The organism is Thermoflavimicrobium dichotomicum, from assembly GCF_900114055.1.
Taxonomy (GTDB): domain Bacteria; phylum Bacillota; class Bacilli; order Thermoactinomycetales; family Thermoactinomycetaceae; genus Thermoflavimicrobium; species Thermoflavimicrobium dichotomicum.
Genome location: NZ_FORR01000003.1, coordinates 152,937 through 172,574, shown reverse-complemented (window position 1 = coordinate 172,574; position 19,638 = coordinate 152,937). Strand labels below are relative to the sequence as shown.

The following is a 19,638-nucleotide window of genomic DNA, read 5'->3' as shown; positions in this document are numbered from 1 at the left end:
CTAATTTAATTATTATAGATTCCTCTCTAACAATAACCCACTTGTTCTGCCATGACATGAGGCGGATAAGGCATTCCATTCTTGATAAAAATTGAAAGCAAGCATTTCAACAGGTACTGAGTCGTCGAACTCACCGCTAAACAAAGCTATTCGTCATTTGTTGATCAATAAACTAAACGGGTAACTATCATTGTAATACGCGGTTTTAACCCCCCATTGAGCAGTGGATTCATGCGTTTATCCTTTGGTCATATTTCGACTTTAGGCGCTTTATGTCTTCTCTAGGCGGAAAACCAAACATGCGGGAATATTCACGGCTGAATTGCGATGGACTTTCATAGCCTACCCGGAATGCGACATCAGCGGCATCTGTTGACTCGGATAATAACAGGCGCCGGGCTTCCTGCAGTCTCAGTTGTTTTTGGAACTGAATAGGACTCATAGCGGTTACCTCTTTAAAGTGCCTGTGAAGCGAAGAAATACTCATATTCGCTATTTCCGCAAGCTCCTCAATCCGAAAAGACTTATCATAGTTTTTCATGATATATTGGATAACTTCTCTGATTCGATAGGTACCGCTTCCTTCTATTGCAATTTGTGCCAGCGCAACCCCATGCTGCCCTTGCAGAACCCGATAGATAATTTCCTTCGTAAATAGAGGAGCAAGTACCGGGATATCCTTAGGATTCTCTAACAAACGAGCTAATCGGATTACAGCATCCAACAAAGATAACTCCATCCGGCTGACAAACATAGCCCGCTTGGCATTTTTTTTCGGACCAGCCCCAATTTCAGAATCGCTTAAAACCTCTAGGACTTGACTCGGCGTAAATTCAAGTTTGAGAGCCAAATATGGAACGTCGGAAGAGGCTTCGATGACTTGGCCGGTAACCGGCAAGTCAATGGATGCAACAAGGTAATCGGCAGGACCGTACCTAAAGCGCTCCCGTGCCAGCAATACCTCCTTCTCACCCTGAACGACAATGCATAAGGAGGGATCGTGAACTCCATAAGTTGGTCCGGTCACATTCGATTGACGAGTGAAAGATAAAGACGGAATAGCAGTCGCGTGAACACCGTCTCGGCCTGTATGACGCTCAATGAGTTTGGCGAGTTCAAGCTGCTGATTATAGATTTGTTCAGACATAAGATCCTCCTTGTTCCTTCATCCTTGATCAGCTCCATTATAATCCACATTCGTCTATTGCTTAAGTGATTGTGAGAGGATTAGGCAATCATTTGAGACGAATAGGATAACGGTCGCTTTTTCATTTGTTGCATAATAAGGATGCGAAGCTTTTTCAAAACTTTATTGTGATCGTAAAATTATCAATTATATAGATAAAGGAGTAGATAGAATGACATGAAAAACACCTGGAAAATTTACATGCTGACCCTTATCAGCTTCTTTGTTGGCACTTCACAATTCAGCATTGTGGGCATGCTGGATAAGATCGCCGCTTCCGTCGGCGTATCGGTAGCGACAGCGGGACAGCTTATTACCGTTTTCGCACTCGGTAACGCGATCGGCACGCCCATTGTCATGGTGGCGACGGCGAAGATGAATCAGCGCAAGCAATTGCTGCTGGCTCTCGTCATCATTTCACTCGGCATCGTTTCGACACTCGCCCTTCCAGGTTTCGGCTTCCTGATGGCCTCTCGCGTCGTACTCGGGGTCGGAACGGGCGTCTTTGTCGTCACCGCCTATGCCATAGCTGCGAAGTTGGCTCCTCCCGGACGTCAGGGCGGAGCGATGTCCAACGTCGCAATGGGCTTTAGCTCCTCTCTTGTATTCGGTGTCCCCATCGGTCGCGTTGTCGCAGCGGCATATGATTGGAAGACGATCTTTTGGGTCATCGGCCTCTTCAGTCTGCTGGCAATCTTCGCTGTCGCACGGACGATTCCGGCCATGGAAGGTGAAGCGTCCGTCCCTCTGGGCAAGAGACTTGCCCTCTTGAAGAATCCGCGGATCGCGGTCACCCTTTGCGTGACGTTCTTCGTGTTTATTGGTTTTTCGATTGTCGATACGTATATCACCCCCTATCTGGCCACCGTCATGCCGAGGATGGAACGAGAAATAAGTGTCATCCTCTTCGCCATGGGCATCGCGAGCTTGATTGGCTCCAGGCTTGGCGGCTTCTTGGCGGACCGGATCGGCACCGTCCGCACGCTCGTCTGCTCCATGGCTGTTCAAGCCCTTGCCTTGGTGTTCCTGTCGGTCGGCTCCGGATGGGTAATCGTCACCATCCTGTTGCTCATAATCTGGGAGCTCGCTTGCTGGACGTTCGGGCCGACCCAAAACTTTAACCTGATCTCGCTTGCTCCAGAAGCCTCTGGTATCGTGCTCAGTCTGAACAGTTCCTTCGTGCAGCTCGGCTTTGCCGCGGGTGCCGGCATCGGGGGAATCGCCGTGGGAGGCTTGTCGATCATGGCGATCACTTGGATCAGTGCCGTCTCGGTTGCGCTCGCGGCCGTCGTCGCGGCTGTCTCCTTCGGCCATGTTCGTTCTTTCTCAAGCGCACAGCGATGAACACAACAGATTATTGGATGTGAGGAATTCGATTAATGTGCATCCGAATTATTCAAAGTTAACGAGAAAGGATTGTGTTGTCTATTATGTGTAATAATCATAAAAGCATATTGACCCGTGCTCTAAGTGTCCCAAGTGCAAAATCGCCATTTGAACAAACAACTATTGAGCGGAGAGATTTACGACCAAACGACATCTTAATAGATATTAAGTTTTGTGGTATTTGCCACTCCGACATTCACAATGCACACAATGATTTTGGTAACGGAATCTTCCCAATGGTTCCTGGTCACGAAATCGTCGGAGTCGTGGAAGCAGTAGGAACAGAAGTTACAAAATTTGCTTTTGGTGATCGCGTTGGCGTTGGTTGCTTTGTTGACTCCTGCGGAGAATGCGAATATTGCCTCCGTGGTGATGAGCAATTTTGTACGAAAGGCGTCGTCGTGGTATACAATTCGTTAGACTACGATGGCAATCTGACATACGGTGGATTCAGTAAAAAAATAGTTGTAAAGGAAGATTTTGTCGTACGCATTCCAGACGGTCTGGATATGGATGTGGCAAGTCCGCTATTGTGTGCAGGCATCACCACGTACTCTGCTTTGAAACACTGGAACGCCGGTCCAGGTAAGAAGGTTGCCATAGTGGGGATGGGAGGGCTTGGTCACCTAGCGATCCAATTTGCGCATGCCATGGGTGCTGAAGTAACTGTCTTGAGTCGGTCTATGAATAAGAAAAGTGAAGCCCTAGGTTTTGGCGCAGATCATTACTTTGCAACCAGTGATCCCGCTACATTCACTGCGTTGGCTGGTCGTTTTGACCTCATCTTAAACACAGTGTCAGCAAATCTTGACGTTGATGCGTATTTATCGATGCTTCGTGTAGATGGAACGCTTGTAAATGTCGGCTTACCAAACGAGCCAGATAAATACAATGTGTTTTCCTTAGTCATGAGTCGTCGTAGCATTGCAGGTTCACTCGTTGGTGGTATTCGGGAAACACAAGAGATGCTCGATTTCGCCGCTCAACACGGCATTGCCCCTAAAATTGAGGTGATCCGTGCTGACCAAGTAGACGAAGCATTTGAGCGTGTTCTCCGTAGTGATGTTCGTTATCGATTCGTTATTGACATGTCTACCTTGTAACTTGTAAAGATACTTTTAATCATCATGAATGGTCTCTGATAAAAGATGGGTTGCCAATTCGCACAAATGATACAAAAGAGTGACTCGACAGAAAATATTTAAAAAGACAGGAGGATTTCATATGCAAAAAGTAATTTTGAACAATGGTGTTGAGATGCCTATACTCGGCTTTGGTACTTATCAGATTGTAGATCCAAATGAGTGTGAACAATGCGTTTATGACGCCATTATGGCAGGCTATCGTCTGATTGATACCGCTGCCGCTTATCAAAATGAAGAAGCGGTTGGCAGAGCAATCAAACGGAGTGGCGTGCCGAGAGAGGAATTGTTTATTACGACAAAACTCTGGATTCAGGATGCCGGTTATGAGAGCACAAAGAAAGCATTTGCAAAGTCACTGGAAAGATTGCAATTGGATTATTTGGATTTGTATTTAATTCATCAGCCATTTGGTGATGTATATGGCTCCTGGCATGCGATGGAGGAATTGTATCGTGAGGGAAAGATCAGGGCAATTGGAGTTAGTAACTTCCAGATGGATCGTCTGATAGATTTGATCATTCATAATGAAGTAATTCCTGCCGTAAACCAGATTGAAACGCATCCTTTCTGCCAGCAAATAGAGAGTGCCAAATTTATGAAAGATCACAATGTTCAGATCGAGTCCTGGGCGCCTTTTGCTGAAGGAAAAAATAACATCTTCCAGAATGAAGTTTTAGTGTCAATTGCTGAAAAGCATAAGAAATCCGTAGCTCAGGTGATTTTACGCTGGTTGACACAAAGAGGAGTTGTTGCGATTCCAAAGTCTGTTCATAAAGAAAGGATCATCGAAAACTTCAATATCTTTGACTTTGAATTAAGTCAAGAGGATATGGAGAGGATTGCTGCGTTAGATACGAAAAAAAGCTTGTTCTTTTCGCATAACGATCCTGAAATCGTGAAATGGCTCAGTAATCGTAAACTTGATATTTAATGTTCTGATCCAACACAACGAAATGAAGTACGGAGACCGGATCACAAGTGAAAGTGACAACCACAAAAAAGAAAGGAAATTAAATCATGCAAAAGCGTAAATTAGGAAAAAGTGGCCTGGAAGTTTCTGCTATCGGACTTGTGACTTGAAAGATGATTTGGAAGGGTGGCTTTAGGAAGATTGGCATCAAGTTGATTGGGCCCCTGTAGAATGTGTCATAGAAGAAGATGATCGGGAAGAATAAAGAAAGCCGGGTCAAACCGGCTTTTTTATGTATCGAGCGGCAGAGGGAGGGTTGATCAAACGAAAGAGGATTATTCTGTCGATAACCTGCACCTATTTTGCTTCGACTGCAAAAAAAGAAAGGTGCCTGTATAAGGTCGAGACAATTGAATCATCTCTATTCGAATCCGTACAAGAAATACTGGGGATAGAAAAAAAGCTGGACGATTAAATGGACTAAGGATCACTTATTAGAGCACGGTGTGTTTTGGATGTTTCGCAATGGGGACCGAATCTATCGGTTACCAAGTATTGGGAAATTTACGATACAAAAAGAACCCGTTATTAGCCACATACCCAATACCCGAATCCCCAACTTTACATATGTGGGTATTATCACCGACTTTCAGCCTGTAAAAGCGACTCAAACAGAGCCGCTTTCAGCTTTTAGCAAGGGAACGTGACGAATCGTGATCCCTGCCAACACATGAACAAAACCTAATCCCAATAAAAACCAACGTAGATCAAGCAAATTGGTTGTCAAATTAACAATGAAAATAAATGCCAACAGGCCGATTAACCGTCCGGCATTCAACATCAGTTCTCTTAAAACAACATACTCTACACGCATTTTGACCGCTTCTTCATTTTGTCCAATCAAATCAAAAACCAGAGAAGTAAGCGGAGCATAATAAATCGGATAAAACAAAGAGGCACCAATCCCATATATAAACATGGTCCAGCTATTGAGTTTCCACACAAACGGAACCAGAACCAAACCCATCATAAACGCTCCAAATAAAATGGCTTGATTACGCCATTCTGGTTTGAGCCATTTGCCTATAAAATAAAAAGAAATAAAAGAGACAAGATAAGAAATGGTAAAATAGGTTCCCAATGTCAATTCATTTCTCGTTGTCATATAAACCAACAAACCGATGAAAAAAACAAAAACCCCTTCTCTTAGGCCATGAGCAACCATCGCACAATTCACCCAAAACCAAGGGTTTTTACGATGAAACGCCTGAGCCAAGATGGGAGGTAAACAAAATTTTCCCTTTGCTTCTCTTTTTTTCAAGAAAAAACTAACCACAACTGCCGCTAAAAAGATGGCAAGCGATAAACCAAAAATAATACGATAACCAGTAAATTGATTGACACGAGTAATGATCCAGCCAGATACAAAAGGAGCAATCATCCCGGCCAATGAACCGAGCAATCCGTTTAACCCATTATATTGATCACGATTGTGACGCTCTGTGATCTCAAAATACAAGACATTACTGCCTAGCCAGAAAAAACCCAAACCCATTCCCAGAAATGTTCCCAACCAGGGCGCATACAACGACGCTTTCGTTCCCAAAAGGAGAACGGTTAAGTAAAAAACGGCTTGTATTCCTACTCCCAAACGAATCGTAATGACCCGATCAACTTTTTTGGCCATCCAACCTGCCAATATAAAAGCAATGGCCATTGACAAATATTGCGAAAAGTTAAACCAGCCAATCGTGATTAAATCCTGACGAATCTTCCACAAATATACATGAACAAACATATTGGATAATGAAGTGGCAGCTGCGTACAATCCACTCATCACTAGCAATAACCATGATTCACGATCCAATTGATATGCATCTGATTTAAACATCTTCATGATTTTGTCTCACCAATCTTAGCATAACCAACCGTTCTCTTTTTAAGTAGTAAAAGCGCGGAATTGTTTTCATCCTGAACCATTCGAAATCTTGGCAAATAAAAAACCGCCCAACGGCGGCTTAAAACTGCTTAGAGTGGTTAGTTACGGGAATGGTCGACAGACAAAAATCTCCAAATCGTAGTTATTCACTTTCTACATTACGAAAATGAAGAATGACCGCTCCAAATACAAATCCACAAGCGAGCGAAAAAAGATAGGGAATGATCAAAGACCAATTTAACACCAAATTAATCACGGTTAACGCAATAAACCCCATTCCCATCTGATAATTCAAAGATCGACGCACAAACAAATACAAATAAACACCCAAAAAACCGAAAATCGCTCCACCTGCTCCAGAATAAACACCTGTAATATCAAATAAATAAATGCCTATGTAAAAAGCAATACCTGAACCAAGATATAAAACTAAAAATGGTAAACGTCCCAGTAACCATTCCAATTGGGGACCAAAAATATATAAAAAGAAACAGATGAAAAAATACTGCAGAAATTGCGGATGAATAAAGATAGAAGTAAACAGCCTCCACCAATCACCTTCTGCGAGACGCCAACCTTCAACCGCTCCATAGCGAATCCAGGTTTCAGGATTTTCCGCCTGACCCGTAAGTAATAACATCACAAAAACAACAGTATGAACCAGGATCATACTGGTTACAACAGGGAATATTTGTGGAAAGCGATGGAGCGGAATATGGGTATGACCAAACAAATCCTACTCCTCCTTTCTTTTCTGAATGCGCGCCAATGCCTGTCCCATATATACTCGTGTACCAGGTTCTGGACTAATTTCCCACTCGATGGAATCAGGTTCAAATAACAATATCACAGTGGATCCAAATTCAAAACGCCCTAATTCTTCTCCTTTTAGCAGTGAATGTGGTGTTTCATAAACCTTATGTTCAAATGTCTTTTTCTTTCTTGGATTGGTTACCACTTGCTCATCAAATGTGACCTTAATACTTCCCACATTCGTTGCCCCTACCTTGATTAAGGCAATATCTCCCCAATCTGTTTTAATATATGAAATCAAACGCTCATTAATGGCAAACAATCCTGGAATCAGTTTAACCCCCCATTCATTCACAGGATATAAATGACCAGGTATGTATGTTAACTCTTTAATTTTTCCTTCCACAGGCATATGAATCCGATGATAATCTTTAGGACTTAAATAAATCGTGACAAACTTTCCACCGGTAAATTTTTTGGTATAGGATTCATTTTCACCAAGTAATTGATGTAAAGAGTAAGTAATCCCTTTTGCTTGAAGCAAGGTTCCTTGTTCAATCGTTCCTATTTGAGAAATTTTCCCGTCTACAGGACTTACTACCAGATGCGGATCCTGATCAATCGGCCGGGCCTCAGGATGATACTCCCGAACAAAAAAATCGAGCAAATTTTCAAATTGATCAATAGGTTTTTTCACAGGTGTCATATCAATTTGAAAATGCTTGATATAAAGCGGAATCAAACGGCGACTAAAAGGTTTTCTTGCCAGGCTTCCAACCAACTGTGATAGCAGCTTTTTGGGAAGTCCACGCCAAAACAAACGAAAAATGGTCTCTCTCATGACAACCTCCAACAGGAAAAAAATAACTGAAATGTTTTAGTAGCTCTGGGGCAATCTAGTATCAGGAGGTGATACTCAATGGATAAATTCAAAAACCAAGCAAAACAGGCTGCTGGTACAAACGCTCAACAGGTTCGCCAACAAAACCAACGTTCAGCACAAAGCGCTGGTGGATATCAAAGCTATGAAACCGAATTTGCAGCTGCACCTGGTAGCCAACAAGCAGCTCGCGGCGCTCAAGCTACTCCTCAAGCAAATGCAGCGAACCAAAACTTCGCAACCGAATTTGCTTCTGAAACAAACGCTCAACGCGTTCGTGCCCAAAATCAGCAATCGATGGCTAACAAGAACAAAAACCAGCAATAACGTCAGTATCACTTCCATCCCTTAAGGGATCGGATAGGCTCCCATTTAAGGTTCAATCCCTTCTATGGGAGCCTTATTCATTTTTCCTGATACCCCCGCAGACAATATAATTTTTAACGCTTCGTCTACAGATAAATCCACTTCTTCCACTCGTTCACGTTCAACCCAATGCAAGTCTCCCGACACTTGCATACTATGTGGAAAATAAACTCCCACATATTCTTTCCCGTCTTTGACAGTAAAAATAGGTTCTTTGACAGTCAAAAAGCCTAAACGTTTTGTGGGTCCGACACTAACCAAAACAACTTGATCAAATGACTTTTTTTCACCAATAAAGGAGTGAATCATTTCCTTCAGGGTATTATATAATCCTTTGATTAAAGGTACTTTGTTTATCAAGGTTTCAATAAGCGCTATCAGTCTTTTGGTAATCCAAAGTCTCCCAATCACTCCAATACAAAAAATCAGGAGAAGAACGACAATGACTCCAATTCCTGGGAAATCCCATCCAATTTGCGCCTTGATTATCCATTTTAAACCCAGTTCATTGAGCCACCGATATACATAATGAACCAAATAAACAGTAACGGCAATGGGCAAGACAATCAACAATCCATTTAAAAAATAAATCGTGATTCTGCGTAAGATCCCTCGTTTTTTCATCCTGTACCCCAACACATCCTATCCTGATCGTTCATGTTTCTAAAGTGGTCAAATCACAACTTCTCCACTTCCCTACAGTTTACCATAAATTTTTCTATCAAACAGTCAGTCCTTTTGGATATGGATAAAAACACTTTTATCTTGTACAGGCAGATATGTGTTTCCTCCTCTTTCTACCAAACATACTTTATATTAGAAAAAGTTTGATGGAAGGAGAAAGAGATATGGTAGATGTGAATTGGATCAACGAAAATCAAGCTCTCCTTGATCAAAGACTGCGATTCCATCTAACAGAACGACTCACCGGTTTGAAATATCTTCCTCAGACCTGGATTCAAAAACGTTTAAAGATCTTAAATGTTCCCGTCTTAGTCCAATGGGATGAAAATTATGTGCAGCCATTTACTTCCCTTCACAACCCCTTAACGAAAGTAGGGTATCCTGTCAAAAATTATATTAAAAATATTCATGCTTTCTCCTTACCTTTGTCGATTCTTTCACTCCAACAACTACTAACCATGAAAGGCATTAAAAAAATTTATTTGGATTGCAAAGTCAAAATTTGCCTGGATATAGCCACTCCAACTACTCAAGCTCACTTGATCTGGCCCCAAGATAATCAGGGCGAAGGAGCAACAATTGCCATTATTGATACAGGAATCGCTCCGCACCCTGACATTCAATCGCGCATTATCGCTTTCCACGATTTCGTGAATCAAAAACATGAGCCTTATGATGATAATGGTCATGGCACCCATTGTGCTGGATGTGCTGCTGGCGATGGTAGCATGTCTGATGGAAAATACAAAGGAACAGCTCCAAAAGCTTTACTTGTGGGTGTAAAAGTGTTAGGTAAATTTGGCGAGGGATATTTATCTGATGTCATTGCTGGAATCGATTGGTGTATTGAACATCGCCAAAAATATAATATTCGCGTCATTTCTTTATCTTTAGGTACAGAAAGCGCTGATTCCTATCAAGATGATCCTGTTTGTCAAATTGTGCAAAAAGCTTGGCAAAATGGCATTGTTGTTACTGCAGCTGCTGGCAATAACGGACCAAATGAAAAAACGATTTCAAGTCCTGGCATTGATCCCACGATTATTACGGTTGGAGCAGTCGATACAAACCGAACACTCTCCCGTGAAGATGACTACGTCGCCTCATTCTCGAGTCGTGGCCCTACAGTAGATGGTTATATGAAACCAGATATAGTTGCCCCTGGAAGCAATATTATTTCTCTACGAAGCAAAGGATCCTATCTGGATATCACGATGATTGATAATCAAGTGGGTTCACATTATTTTTCTCTATCTGGCACTTCTATGGCAACTCCCATGGTTGCTGGCATTGTCTCCACCTTATTAACCAAAAATCCAGAACTTTCCCCCGACAAAGTAAAACAGATTTTATTAAATCACGCATATGCTTTAAAAGATTCAAATAACGCCCAAGGAAAAGGATTAGTTGACGCTTTTCGCTCCTATCAATCATTACTTTAATAAACGTACAGCTTGGTAAGCATTCACGATTCCAATTTCCCCATCTATTTTTTTCGAAGATTTTGTTAATAAATAGCGAATCTGCTCTGGGTTCAATTGATGTCTCATAAAAAGCAATAATGCAGCAACTCCCACTACATGCGGTACAGCCATAGAAGTTCCACTCATCTCCCGTACTGAATTATTTAACCAACTTGATGGAATTTTTTCGCCTGGAGCAGCCAAATCAATTCCCTTGCCACGATTGCTAAAAACCGAAATCCGATCATTATTTCCAATTGATGTAACCCCGATGGTCTCTGGATATCGAGCTGGATAGTCAATCTGTGTAGCTAAACCTCGATTTCCAGCTGCAGCTACCATCACAATGCCTTTTTGATGAGCTGTTTGAATGGCCAAACGAAATACATCGCTCATCTTATCCATGCCAAAGCTCATATTGATAATTTGCATTTTATTTTCAATACACCAGTTAATGGCTGTAAGTAAATCAGACAAATTGGCATTTCCTTTCCGATTAAAAGCTTTTACAGCATAAATATGAGCTCGAGGTGCTACCCCTATGACTCCAAGTTCTGAGGCCATTCCGGCAATAATACCTGCAACGTGTGTTCCATGACCATTATAATCATGAGGTGGAAAATATGGGGAAATAACATTAATTCCCCCCTTGTAATTGTTCTTCACTGCAGGATGTTCACTATAGATCCCTGTATCAACGACAGCAATACGAACATTTTTGCCTTGTGTGATTTTCCATACGTTTGGAGCTTGAATTCGCTTCACACCCCAAGGAAGTGTTGGCTGAAATGACGTAATACTTCCCAAATATGGTTCGGTAATCTTAATCTGCAGATCTGGTTCCATATATTCCACATCAGGATGAGCTTCCCAATGATTGGAATGATGAGGGATATATTCGCCAACCACCATTCTTAAATGGGCTAAATATTTAACTGGCCGAATGCCCAAGCTCAACATTTCATTCAGACAACGTTTAAAATGGCTACCCTGTTTTAAACAGAAAATACGACGAATGGGTCTTTCTTTCCGATTTCTGGAGAGATATTTATTTATATGAATCATAGGATCTACTCCACTCCCATCATTACTATTCACAGTCATCATTTACCAGCTGCTTCTTCTTCCTTCTCCTTATTAAAAGCCCCAGATGAATACAATGGCTCAATTCCAGGAGATATACGTACTGATCACATCCATTATTCCATCCACTCACTTTTCCTTCATGATTGAGCATCCCAACAACCGATTGAAAAGATCACAAAATCTTTTGCAAAGAGGCACTTCATTTCTTTTTTTATATCTTTACTTGTATGAATGGATTGGCATATTGCACTCGTTATTTACCTAAAAATAAAAAAAAAGGCAGAAGCCTGAATGCTTCTACCTATAGAAATTATTGACTTAAGCCGTTTGTTAACATCTTCAAATGTGCATATTCTATGGTTTCAGATGAGATCTGCGATCATGGGCTGTACAACCTGTCATGTTGAAATCGACATCTCTGCCTACATCTGTCACCTGTTCCCAAAAAGCTGCTACACATTCCAGCGGATTGGAAACAAGGTGTTCATCAGCAAAGAAATAGGTTCTTTCTTTTTTCTCACCTTCATCCCAAAACGATACATAAATCACTCGATATTGTACTTGCCCCTTTTGCTCATCAATTACATCGAAAATCGCTTCATGACTAATCTCCAGGTTTTCAAAAGGTAGTTCGATGTTCTCAGTAAGGGGTTTTTCCATTTGCATATAAGTAACCGCAAAGCGATTATTTGGTTCATCGATCACAACCTGCTGGGCCCGACCAAATACATATAAAGCTTCTTCCTCCAGATGGATCATGCCAAATAATACGGAATCCGAATCTTTGATATACTGTTGAATAATCTTATTTAAATCAGGTGCAAACATTTCTCTGGTTGACTCTGAAAAATTGATATTGCAGCCATGTGAAAATACACGCATCTTCTTAGCTCCTTCATCCGATGGAAATCGAATCAATTATAACCAAGGAGCAGCGATCATTCAAGGGAGAGAGAAGCAGAAGTTCCTTAATCATCGCTTCGGGCTGGCTCTCTATGTTTCTCTTTTACGGTATGGTTGACTCATACCTGCTTGGATTTTCTTTCTTTTTCCAACTGTCTTAATTCTACACGTCGAATTTTTCCACTTGTTGTCTTGGGCAGTGAATCAACAAATTCGATTTCACGCGGATATTTGTATGGGGCTGTAATCGCTTTCACATGTTCCTGTAATTCTTTAATCAAATCCTCTGAAGAAGAAACCTGCTCTTTTAATACAACAAACGCTTTTACAATGGAACCTCTTATAGGATCCGGACTGGCAACAACTGCACTTTCTTTCACACTGGGATGCTTAACCAAAGCATCTTCCACTTCAAATGGTCCAATCGTATAACCTGAACTGATAATAATATCATCTGAGCGTCCTTCGAACCAAAAATATCCATCTTCATCCTGTTTCGCCAAGTCCCCAGTGATGTACCAATCTCCGATATAAGCTGCACGAGTTCGTTCTTCATCCCGATAATATCCCTTAAACAACGCAGGTGAATCACGATGAACAGCAATATGACCTACCTTACCAACTGGTACCGGATTCCCGTCATCATCAATTAAAGCCACTCGATGCAGAGGAACAGGTTTTCCCATCGACCCAGGACGAATTTCCATATCTTTTAATGTTCCAACTAACAATGTATTCTCTGTTTGCCCATATCCATCACGCACTTGTACGCCGAAATATTTTTTAAACGTATCCAACACTTCCCGATTTAACGGCTCACCCGCACTAACTGCACTACGTAAATGAGATAGGTTAAATCGTTCGAGATGATCTGTTTTCGCCATCATACGGTATTCCGTTGGTGTACAACACAATACATTAATCCGTTCATCTTGCAATAGAGTTAAATATTTTTCAGGTTGAAAAGAACCATGGTATACAAAAGCAGTGGCTCCTGCTCCCAATGTGGACATAAAAGGTGACCATACCCATTTCGCCCATCCAGGACCAGCTGTAGCCCAAACGACATCATCCTCACGAATATCCAGCCACTGTTTCGTCGCCACCTTTTGATGAGCAATCGCCCAGCTATGATGATGAATAGCCCCTTTAGGACCTCCTGTTGTTCCCGAAGTATAAGCAATAAAGGCAATATCATCCTCTTTCGTTTGGGGGAGAGAGGTAGAAGCCTTGCCTTGCACTTCTTCTAATTTAATCCAATCTCCTTTCTTCTCTCCTTGGACAAATCGATGGGTTACACACTCAAGACCTTGTGCAGCCCGCTCCACTCTTTCAACCAAGCTTTCATAAGCAATAACACCTTTAATCTCTGCATGCTTTAAACGATATTGAATATCACCGGCCTGAAGCATCTCAGAACCAGGTACAATCACTAACCCTGCTTTTAAACAGGCTAAATAAGCGATATATGCTTCGGGGATACGAGGTAATAAGATCATCATGCGATCTCCCAGTTGAAATCCTCTCTCAATCAACCCTTTTGCTAATTGATCTGATTTTTCCTTTAATTCTTTGTACGTGACTGTTCTTCTTTCCCCTTTGTCATTGAGCCAACGGATCGCTACCTTATTTGTTTGCGCATGTCGATCTACATCTTGCGCCATATTGTAAAATTTCATACTATCCCCTCCCCATTTCTGTCAAAGTGATGGAATCTGCCACAACATTTGATAGGTTGTGTTTTGCTTTACCATTCATGCGAACTCGACAGAAACCCAAATTACAATGGCAGGATACATTTTTAGTACATCTTCCATTTATATTACATTCCATATCAAATCTACATTTACCTTCCAGAAAATAATATATTGATTATAAAAAAATGAATACTATCATACTTTAGTTGCATGAATTCAGACTTCAGGTGAACTCAACTAATCCAAATGAAAAAGTACCTGGATATGTATGCTGGTAAATATCTTGTTCTTTTCGCTGTAAACAGCATAAAAGTAAGCAGTAGCCTTTTGGCTACTGCTTACAGTAGATCAATCATTAAAACTGACTGAAGTTACCGCCTAATTGTTGCTCAGCTATAGCAACCAGACGTTTGGTGATTTCTCCTCCAACCGAACCATTTGCACGAGAAGTAGTGTCGGGACCAAGCGTTACACCGAATTCTTGTGCGATCTCATATTTCAGTTGGTCGAGAGCTTGCTCGGCACCAGGTACAAGCAATTGGTTTGTGTTACGTTCACGGTTTTGTTGTTGTGGCATCTGCATTCACCTCCTTGCCGCTTGTTGATATTATCATGTGTCTTTTTGTTTTGATCATGTATGTGAAATTCTGGTTATAACTCCTTAAATTATCAACATAAGACATACATTTCTCCGCATACACATAAAACGATCCAAATCCCTATGGGAAGGAGTAGATGCATTTGGCCAACCAGCTCTCAAGTATGCGTCCGAACCCCTATGTTGATCAGGAACGCATTTGGTATCCCTATATTAGTCCTTATGATCCATGTCCACCCATCTGCGCCAAAACTTATGTTGTCCCTCCTAATCAATTTCTAGGATTCCAGCCACCCAATCTACCGCAATATCCACCATCCCAAGCCCTGTACCATGGTACCTTATGGCCCATTTTATTTAGTCCCTACAAAGGGAAAGGTGAAAAATATGAGTAAGGATCAACGTGTAGCGCAGGCTGAAATGCTCCGTAATCTGCAGGAGATCGATTTTGTCTTGATTGAACTCAATCTATATTTGGACACACATCCAAATGATCCCCAAGCTCTAGAACAATACAATTATTATGCTAGAAAACGAAATAAACTACGTTATCAGTATGAAACAAAATACGGTCCACTTACTCATTTTGGACACAGTTTTAATCAGTATCCGTGTGGTTGGAGTGAAGGGCCCTGGCCTTGGGAAATATAAGAAAGGAGTGATAACAGAAGTGTGGATTTATGAGAAGAAACTTCAATATCCTGTCCGTGTAAGCAAATGTAATCCCAGATTAGCCAAGTTTCTTATCGAACAATACGGTGGGGCTGACGGAGAACTTGCTGCCGCCTTACGTTACTTAAACCAGCGTTACACCCTGCCTGACAAAGTAAAGGGATTACTTACAGATATTGGTACAGAAGAATTCGCCCATTTAGAAATGATTGCCACTATGGTTTATAAATTAACATGTGTATTATGGATACATTATCTTATGAGTCGAATAATCAATTTATCACCAAAAATTAAAGCCACCTTCTGATAAGATGGCTTCAATTTTGGTGATATTTTCATGATACAGATAACCGATCATTAAATGTGACATACTGTTCAAATATAAGAATTTGCCGATCTCACTCAGTCCTACTCTATAATGGCGAGAGGAATGCTACACCCTCAAGAAAGGACAGTCCTTCCTCCATAGTATGCCTCTAGACATTAAAGAAATCCCCTATTCATTCCTGATCAGCACAAATTCCTTCGTGTTCAGAAATTCAAGCGCTCCCTGGATCTCCATTTCATTCTCCCAATGCATTTCCCATTTCAATTCTTCCGGCAAGTAGGGAGTGAACTTGGAAGTAAACCATTCGCCTTCCATTACGAAAGGTAGTAAACCGGTTTCTTTCCATTTAGAGGCTTTGATTTCTTCCAGCACTTCCATAATGGGGCGGGTTTTGGAAACCGAGACTCTGCCAAATCCATCCAGCCTTGAAGTGTTTAGTCCGCAAGCTCGAAACATCCAGGCAATCGTTTGATTGATTCTTGTTCCGGAAAACAACTCTATCACAAAGGTTTCCCTCGATTCCCAGATGATCCTTTGATCCGGAGAAACGGAGTGAAAGTTATAGGGGTGTCGAAGCTCATCCAAAACTTGGGCTGCCGTTTCATTGATATAGGAAAAATCATTGTTTGCACAGAGAATTTCATGAGCTTTCTCTGCAATCCTAGGGTGAAGCTTCTGAGGTCCGCCTGAAAACTTGGGTGGTTTGCCGTCTGTAGCAGGTTTTACATATACTTTGTTTCGCCTCTCGTCCACTTCGAAGACCTTCCACAGCTTTCCGGCAAGAATCACGTTGTTCCCAGGCTCAACAATATAAGTACGATCCAGGGTACCAATCTTTCGGACGTCATATAGCACTTCCCATTCTTCAGGGGTTTGGAACACGGAGTAAAATTCCTTGCTCCGCATGATCCTCTCCCCTTCCAATCCAACAATCAGCTCTCCGCTTCCCTTTATTTTTTCAAGATGCTCCTTTTCCAACATATGACGGATCAGCAAATCCACCCTGTCTGAATTCAGTTCTCGGAAAGCCGCATTTTCCATGATAGTTCGGATCAGTGCATCATATGTCATCCCATTATTTTCATGACTCATGGAAAGGATCTGGTGAAATAGCACATCATAAGGAACCCGGTATCCCTCGGCCGGCTCAACCCAATTCTCCAAATGGAGATCCATGACCGCAAGAGCCTGCAACAAGGAATCTTTGTATGTGGTGTACAGTTGAAGGTACTGATCAGCTCCCCGTTTCCTTCCCGAGCGTCCCAACCGCTGTTTCAGAGAAGAAACGGTATACGTGCTATCCAGCTGGACTACCAAATCAATTTTGCCGATATCGATCCCCAATTCGAGCGAACTGGTAGCCACCACCGTCTTGGGTGTGGTTGAAGTTGCCATTTCCTTTTCCACATGTTCACGCTCTGCCTTGTTGATCGAGGAATGATGTGCATAGTATTGCTCCTGGATCCCGTCTTTTAGCGCCAATCGGTTGAGCATGACCGTGGCCTCTTCCACTTCTGTCCGGCTGTTACAAAACACGATCGCATGGTGTTCTTTGGTCAAATCCCGCATGTCTTCATATAGCTCAATTGGATTTTTCCAACCGTTTTTTGGAAAATGCATGAGGCTATAAAACAGCTCCTTGTCACTGCCATCCTGTTTCAGCACTTCCACATTTTCCGGATGTTCGGGATTCACCCATTTCCGTATGAAGTCAAAGTTGTCAATGGTTGCGGAAAGTCCGACGATTCTTGGCCTTGATTCCGAGTAACTTAGAATGCGGGAAATCAGTGACTGAAGTTGAACGCCACGCGCTGTTCCCATAAACGAATGAATCTCGTCGATCACGATAAACCGGAGCCGCTTCATCAGTGTTTTCAGCATTTCGGTGCGATTGAGAAACAGACTTTCGATCGACTCCGGTGTGATTTGAAGAATTCCGCCCGGAGCTTTCAGAAACTTCTTTTTTTTGCTCTGTCCGACATCGCCATGCCATCGGTGAATGGCAATCCCGCAATGTTCCAGCAACTTCTCCATGCGTTCAAACTGGTTGTTGATGAGTGCTTTCAATGGAGAGATATACAATACGCTGAGCGATTCCTTTCCATCCTGTTCAATCAGGGTTAGGATGGGCAAAAAAGCCGCCTCGGTTTTTCCCGAAGCGGTCCCTGAGGAAATGATGACATCCCGGTCCGTCTGAATGATGACGGGAATCGCTTTCTCCTGAATGGGGGTAAAGCTCTCCCACTTCATATCCCAAATTTTTTTCTGAAGATTTTTCGAGAGCAGGTAAAACGAGCTACTCACACTTTAACCTCCCATTCTTTGAAAACGTGAAAACTTGTCGGCTGTTTCCCTTTGTTTTTGTTCACTCGTCTGTACCGGCGCGCCAAAAGCTTCTTCACGGTTAAATACAGGATTCTGATAAAGAATGTTCAAGACGGCGATAAAATCCCGCACGATTTCGCGAGCAGTCAAATTTTCATCCGCTCCTGGGCGGGAATAGGCTTTCCGAATGAACCCTTCAATCTCTTTGTCGGTAACATTGGACTGGTAACCGTAATGAACGGCATGAATCGCTTTGATCTTGTCAAGGAGCACAAACAGTTCATCCGCTTTCAGCGGAGACAATTTGATCACAGGTTGAGAGAGATCCCGGAACGCAGATGTCTCAAAACGGTTTGTCACCAAACGGCTCTTGAGCGCCGGATAGCTGAAGAGCCCCCTGCGTTCATCCTCCAGAAATTCAGGCGTGCCCCCGATGGTAATGTAAAGGCCGCCCAAACTGCCTTGCAAGGTGTCGTTGAAAATTTTGAGAATGACCTCAAAGTTTTTCTCACGGGACTGCTTGTGATCGATCTTATATAGGTTGATGGCCTCATCCAGATTGACAACCAATCCGGAATACCCGATCTGCCGCACGAAATGAGCCATGACTTTGATGTATTCGTAGTAGTTGTTGTCATCGATGCTGCTCCTGACCCCCAGATCTTGGCGTGCTTCTGTTTTCGTCTGATATTCCCCTCGGAGCCAGCGGAGCGCGGAGCGCTGGAGATAGCTGTCATCCTGAATGAAACCTTCAAAATACCGGATAATAACCTGCGCAAAATCAAAGCCACCCGTCAACTCGTCCATCTTGGTGACAGTCTCATAAATCTCGTTTTTTATGTCTTTAACAAAAGCAGGGTCATCGTAAGAAACAGACTGGTAGCCCTTGGATTGTGCAACTTTGGCTTGCACTTCACTGATCCATTTTTCAAGGATAGTGGGCAATGCGTTACCATCCTGCACCGTGGCAATCGATAGGTTTTTCATCAGTTCATTATAGGTTGATACAGCCTTCCGCTCGGAACCGTACAACCGGCGATCCGGAGCGAAATCCGCCTGTGCCACGACAAACTTTTGCCGGTAAGCGATCTGTTTGATCAATGCCTGAATGAAGGTCTTGCCGCTTCCGTACGGTCCAATGAAAAGCTTGATAATGGAAGCGCCTTCCTTCACGCTTTCCAGATCAGCGAGAATTTGTCTGGATTCTTCCTTGCGTCCGACAATGATGTATTCGAGACCTCGGTTCGGAACAACCCCTCCGTATAATGCGTTCAGGATGGCCGTGGAATCCTTCTTGCGGATATTCATTACATTTAC

Annotated in this window: 18 protein-coding genes and 1 pseudogene; 8 read left to right on the top strand and 11 right to left on the bottom strand. The window is 42.5% G+C overall.

What is annotated here, in order from left to right:
• Positions 1-229 precede the first annotated feature (229 nt).
• Complete coding sequence (locus tag BMZ78_RS05300) at positions 230-1,147, bottom strand: AraC family transcriptional regulator (RefSeq protein ID WP_093228568.1); 918 nt, start codon at positions 1,145-1,147, stop codon at positions 230-232.
• Positions 1,148-1,363: 216 nt separating this feature from the next.
• Between BMZ78_RS05300 and BMZ78_RS05295 the strand changes: the two genes are divergently transcribed.
• The 3 genes from BMZ78_RS05295 to BMZ78_RS05285 all read left to right on the top strand — a co-directional run bounded on the left by BMZ78_RS05295 (position 1,364) and on the right by BMZ78_RS05285 (position 4,648).
• Positions 1,364-2,530 (top strand): MFS transporter, encoded by a 1,167-nt coding sequence (locus BMZ78_RS05295; RefSeq protein WP_093228566.1) that lies wholly within the window; start codon positions 1,364-1,366, stop codon positions 2,528-2,530.
• 86 nt (positions 2,531-2,616) lie between these two features.
• Entirely contained in the window at positions 2,617-3,675 is a 1,059-nt protein-coding gene (locus BMZ78_RS05290; protein ID WP_093228565.1) for an NAD(P)-dependent alcohol dehydrogenase, read from the top strand.
• A gap of 121 nt (positions 3,676-3,796) precedes the next feature.
• Complete coding sequence (locus tag BMZ78_RS05285; protein WP_093228564.1) at positions 3,797-4,648, top strand: aldo/keto reductase; 852 nt, start codon at positions 3,797-3,799, stop codon at positions 4,646-4,648.
• Positions 4,649-5,294: 646 nt separating this feature from the next.
• On the opposite strand, the gene BMZ78_RS05280 is transcribed toward BMZ78_RS05285, so the two are convergent.
• The 3 genes from BMZ78_RS05280 to asd all read right to left on the bottom strand — a co-directional run bounded on the left by BMZ78_RS05280 (position 5,295) and on the right by asd (position 8,160).
• A complete protein-coding gene (locus BMZ78_RS05280; RefSeq protein WP_093228562.1) occupies positions 5,295-6,524 on the bottom strand; it encodes an MFS transporter in 1,230 nt (409 codons plus the stop codon).
• Positions 6,525-6,708: 184 nt separating this feature from the next.
• Positions 6,709-7,299 (bottom strand): rhomboid family intramembrane serine protease, encoded by a 591-nt coding sequence (locus BMZ78_RS05275; RefSeq protein WP_093228561.1) that lies wholly within the window; start codon positions 7,297-7,299, stop codon positions 6,709-6,711.
• 3 nt (positions 7,300-7,302) lie between these two features.
• Positions 7,303-8,160, bottom strand: a complete 858-nt coding sequence (gene asd / locus BMZ78_RS05270) for an archaetidylserine decarboxylase (RefSeq protein ID WP_093228559.1) — start codon at positions 8,158-8,160, stop codon at positions 7,303-7,305.
• A gap of 78 nt (positions 8,161-8,238) precedes the next feature.
• Here asd and BMZ78_RS05265 point away from each other — a divergent pair, with 78 nt between their 5' ends.
• Positions 8,239-8,526 (top strand): gamma-type small acid-soluble spore protein, encoded by a 288-nt coding sequence (locus BMZ78_RS05265; protein ID WP_093228558.1) that lies wholly within the window; start codon positions 8,239-8,241, stop codon positions 8,524-8,526.
• A 45-nt stretch (positions 8,527-8,571) separates the two neighbouring features.
• Here the strand turns inward: BMZ78_RS05265 and BMZ78_RS05260 are convergent, their stop codons facing one another.
• Positions 8,572-9,189, bottom strand: a complete 618-nt coding sequence (locus tag BMZ78_RS05260) for a DUF502 domain-containing protein (protein ID WP_093228556.1) — start codon at positions 9,187-9,189, stop codon at positions 8,572-8,574.
• Positions 9,190-9,413: 224 nt separating this feature from the next.
• Here BMZ78_RS05260 and BMZ78_RS05255 point away from each other — a divergent pair, with 224 nt between their 5' ends.
• The gene (locus tag BMZ78_RS05255; RefSeq protein ID WP_093228555.1) at positions 9,414-10,691 is read left to right on the top strand and encodes a S8 family peptidase; all 1,278 of its coding nucleotides are present in this window, start codon (positions 9,414-9,416) and stop codon (positions 10,689-10,691) included.
• Here the strand turns inward: BMZ78_RS05255 and BMZ78_RS05250 are convergent.
• The 4 genes from BMZ78_RS05250 to BMZ78_RS05235 all read right to left on the bottom strand — a co-directional run bounded on the left by BMZ78_RS05250 (position 10,683) and on the right by BMZ78_RS05235 (position 14,975).
• On the bottom strand, positions 10,683-11,777 hold the full coding sequence (locus tag BMZ78_RS05250; protein WP_175482305.1) for a S8 family peptidase: 1,095 nt from the start codon (positions 11,775-11,777) through the stop codon (positions 10,683-10,685). The genes BMZ78_RS05255 and BMZ78_RS05250 overlap by 9 nt on opposite strands.
• 375 nt (positions 11,778-12,152) lie before the next feature.
• A complete protein-coding gene (locus BMZ78_RS05245; RefSeq protein ID WP_093228552.1) occupies positions 12,153-12,680 on the bottom strand; it encodes a hypothetical protein in 528 nt (175 codons plus the stop codon).
• Positions 12,681-12,820: 140 nt separating this feature from the next.
• On the bottom strand, positions 12,821-14,380 hold the full coding sequence (locus tag BMZ78_RS05240) for an acetate--CoA ligase (protein ID WP_093228550.1): 1,560 nt from the start codon (positions 14,378-14,380) through the stop codon (positions 12,821-12,823).
• A gap of 373 nt (positions 14,381-14,753) precedes the next feature.
• Complete coding sequence (locus BMZ78_RS05235; protein ID WP_093228549.1) at positions 14,754-14,975, bottom strand: alpha/beta-type small acid-soluble spore protein; 222 nt, start codon at positions 14,973-14,975, stop codon at positions 14,754-14,756.
• A gap of 158 nt (positions 14,976-15,133) precedes the next feature.
• Between BMZ78_RS05235 and BMZ78_RS05230 the strand changes: the two genes are divergently transcribed.
• From BMZ78_RS05230 to cotJC, 3 genes and pseudogenes are all read left to right on the top strand, one after another.
• Positions 15,134-15,391, top strand: a complete 258-nt coding sequence (locus BMZ78_RS05230) for a spore coat associated protein CotJA (protein ID WP_245739743.1) — start codon at positions 15,134-15,136, stop codon at positions 15,389-15,391.
• Positions 15,384-15,647: a spore coat protein CotJB gene (locus BMZ78_RS05225; RefSeq protein ID WP_093228547.1), complete on the top strand. Its 264-nt coding sequence runs from the start codon at positions 15,384-15,386 to the stop codon at positions 15,645-15,647. Before BMZ78_RS05230 ends, BMZ78_RS05225 begins: the two co-directional genes overlap by 8 nt.
• A 19-nt stretch (positions 15,648-15,666) precedes the next feature.
• Positions 15,667-15,903 (top strand): annotated as a pseudogene (gene cotJC, locus BMZ78_RS05220) (spore coat protein CotJC); the annotation flags it as partial.
• Positions 15,904-16,164: 261 nt separating this feature from the next.
• Here cotJC and BMZ78_RS05215 read toward each other — a convergent pair.
• Together BMZ78_RS05215 and BMZ78_RS05210 are read right to left on the bottom strand one after the other, a co-directional pair.
• Positions 16,165-18,300: a DEAD/DEAH box helicase gene (locus BMZ78_RS05215; RefSeq protein WP_093228546.1), complete on the bottom strand. Its 2,136-nt coding sequence runs from the start codon at positions 18,298-18,300 to the stop codon at positions 16,165-16,167.
• A gap of 3 nt (positions 18,301-18,303) precedes the next feature.
• Complete coding sequence (locus BMZ78_RS05210; protein ID WP_093228544.1) at positions 18,304-19,629, bottom strand: ATP-binding protein; 1,326 nt, start codon at positions 19,627-19,629, stop codon at positions 18,304-18,306.
• Positions 19,630-19,638: the final 9 nt, after the last annotated feature.

What these genes read in the sequence shown, in the direction of transcription:
- BMZ78_RS05250 (WP_175482305.1), bottom strand. Translation starts at nt 11,777, where the DNA reads ATGATTCATATAAATAAATATCTCTCCAGAAATCGGAAAGAAAGACCC.
- BMZ78_RS05255 (WP_093228555.1), top strand. Translation starts at nt 9,414, where the DNA reads ATGGTAGATGTGAATTGGATCAACGAAAATCAAGCTCTCCTTGATCAA.
- BMZ78_RS05235 (WP_093228549.1), bottom strand. Translation starts at nt 14,975, where the DNA reads ATGCCACAACAACAAAACCGTGAACGTAACACAAACCAATTGCTTGTA.
- BMZ78_RS05300 (WP_093228568.1), bottom strand. Translation starts at nt 1,147, where the DNA reads ATGTCTGAACAAATCTATAATCAGCAGCTTGAACTCGCCAAACTCATT.
- BMZ78_RS05290 (WP_093228565.1), top strand. Translation starts at nt 2,617, where the DNA reads ATGTGTAATAATCATAAAAGCATATTGACCCGTGCTCTAAGTGTCCCA.
- BMZ78_RS05240 (WP_093228550.1), bottom strand. Translation starts at nt 14,380, where the DNA reads ATGAAATTTTACAATATGGCGCAAGATGTAGATCGACATGCGCAAACA.
- BMZ78_RS05295 (WP_093228566.1), top strand. Translation starts at nt 1,364, where the DNA reads ATGAAAAACACCTGGAAAATTTACATGCTGACCCTTATCAGCTTCTTT.
- BMZ78_RS05280 (WP_093228562.1), bottom strand. Translation starts at nt 6,524, where the DNA reads ATGAAGATGTTTAAATCAGATGCATATCAATTGGATCGTGAATCATGG.
- BMZ78_RS05260 (WP_093228556.1), bottom strand. Translation starts at nt 9,189, where the DNA reads ATGAAAAAACGAGGGATCTTACGCAGAATCACGATTTATTTTTTAAAT.
- BMZ78_RS05225 (WP_093228547.1), top strand. Translation starts at nt 15,384, where the DNA reads ATGAGTAAGGATCAACGTGTAGCGCAGGCTGAAATGCTCCGTAATCTG.
- BMZ78_RS05230 (WP_245739743.1), top strand. Translation starts at nt 15,134, where the DNA reads ATGCATTTGGCCAACCAGCTCTCAAGTATGCGTCCGAACCCCTATGTT.
- BMZ78_RS05245 (WP_093228552.1), bottom strand. Translation starts at nt 12,680, where the DNA reads ATGCGTGTATTTTCACATGGCTGCAATATCAATTTTTCAGAGTCAACC.
- BMZ78_RS05285 (WP_093228564.1), top strand. Translation starts at nt 3,797, where the DNA reads ATGCAAAAAGTAATTTTGAACAATGGTGTTGAGATGCCTATACTCGGC.
- BMZ78_RS05265 (WP_093228558.1), top strand. Translation starts at nt 8,239, where the DNA reads ATGGATAAATTCAAAAACCAAGCAAAACAGGCTGCTGGTACAAACGCT.
- asd (WP_093228559.1), bottom strand. Translation starts at nt 8,160, where the DNA reads ATGAGAGAGACCATTTTTCGTTTGTTTTGGCGTGGACTTCCCAAAAAG.
- BMZ78_RS05210 (WP_093228544.1), bottom strand. Translation starts at nt 19,629, where the DNA reads ATGAATATCCGCAAGAAGGATTCCACGGCCATCCTGAACGCATTATAC.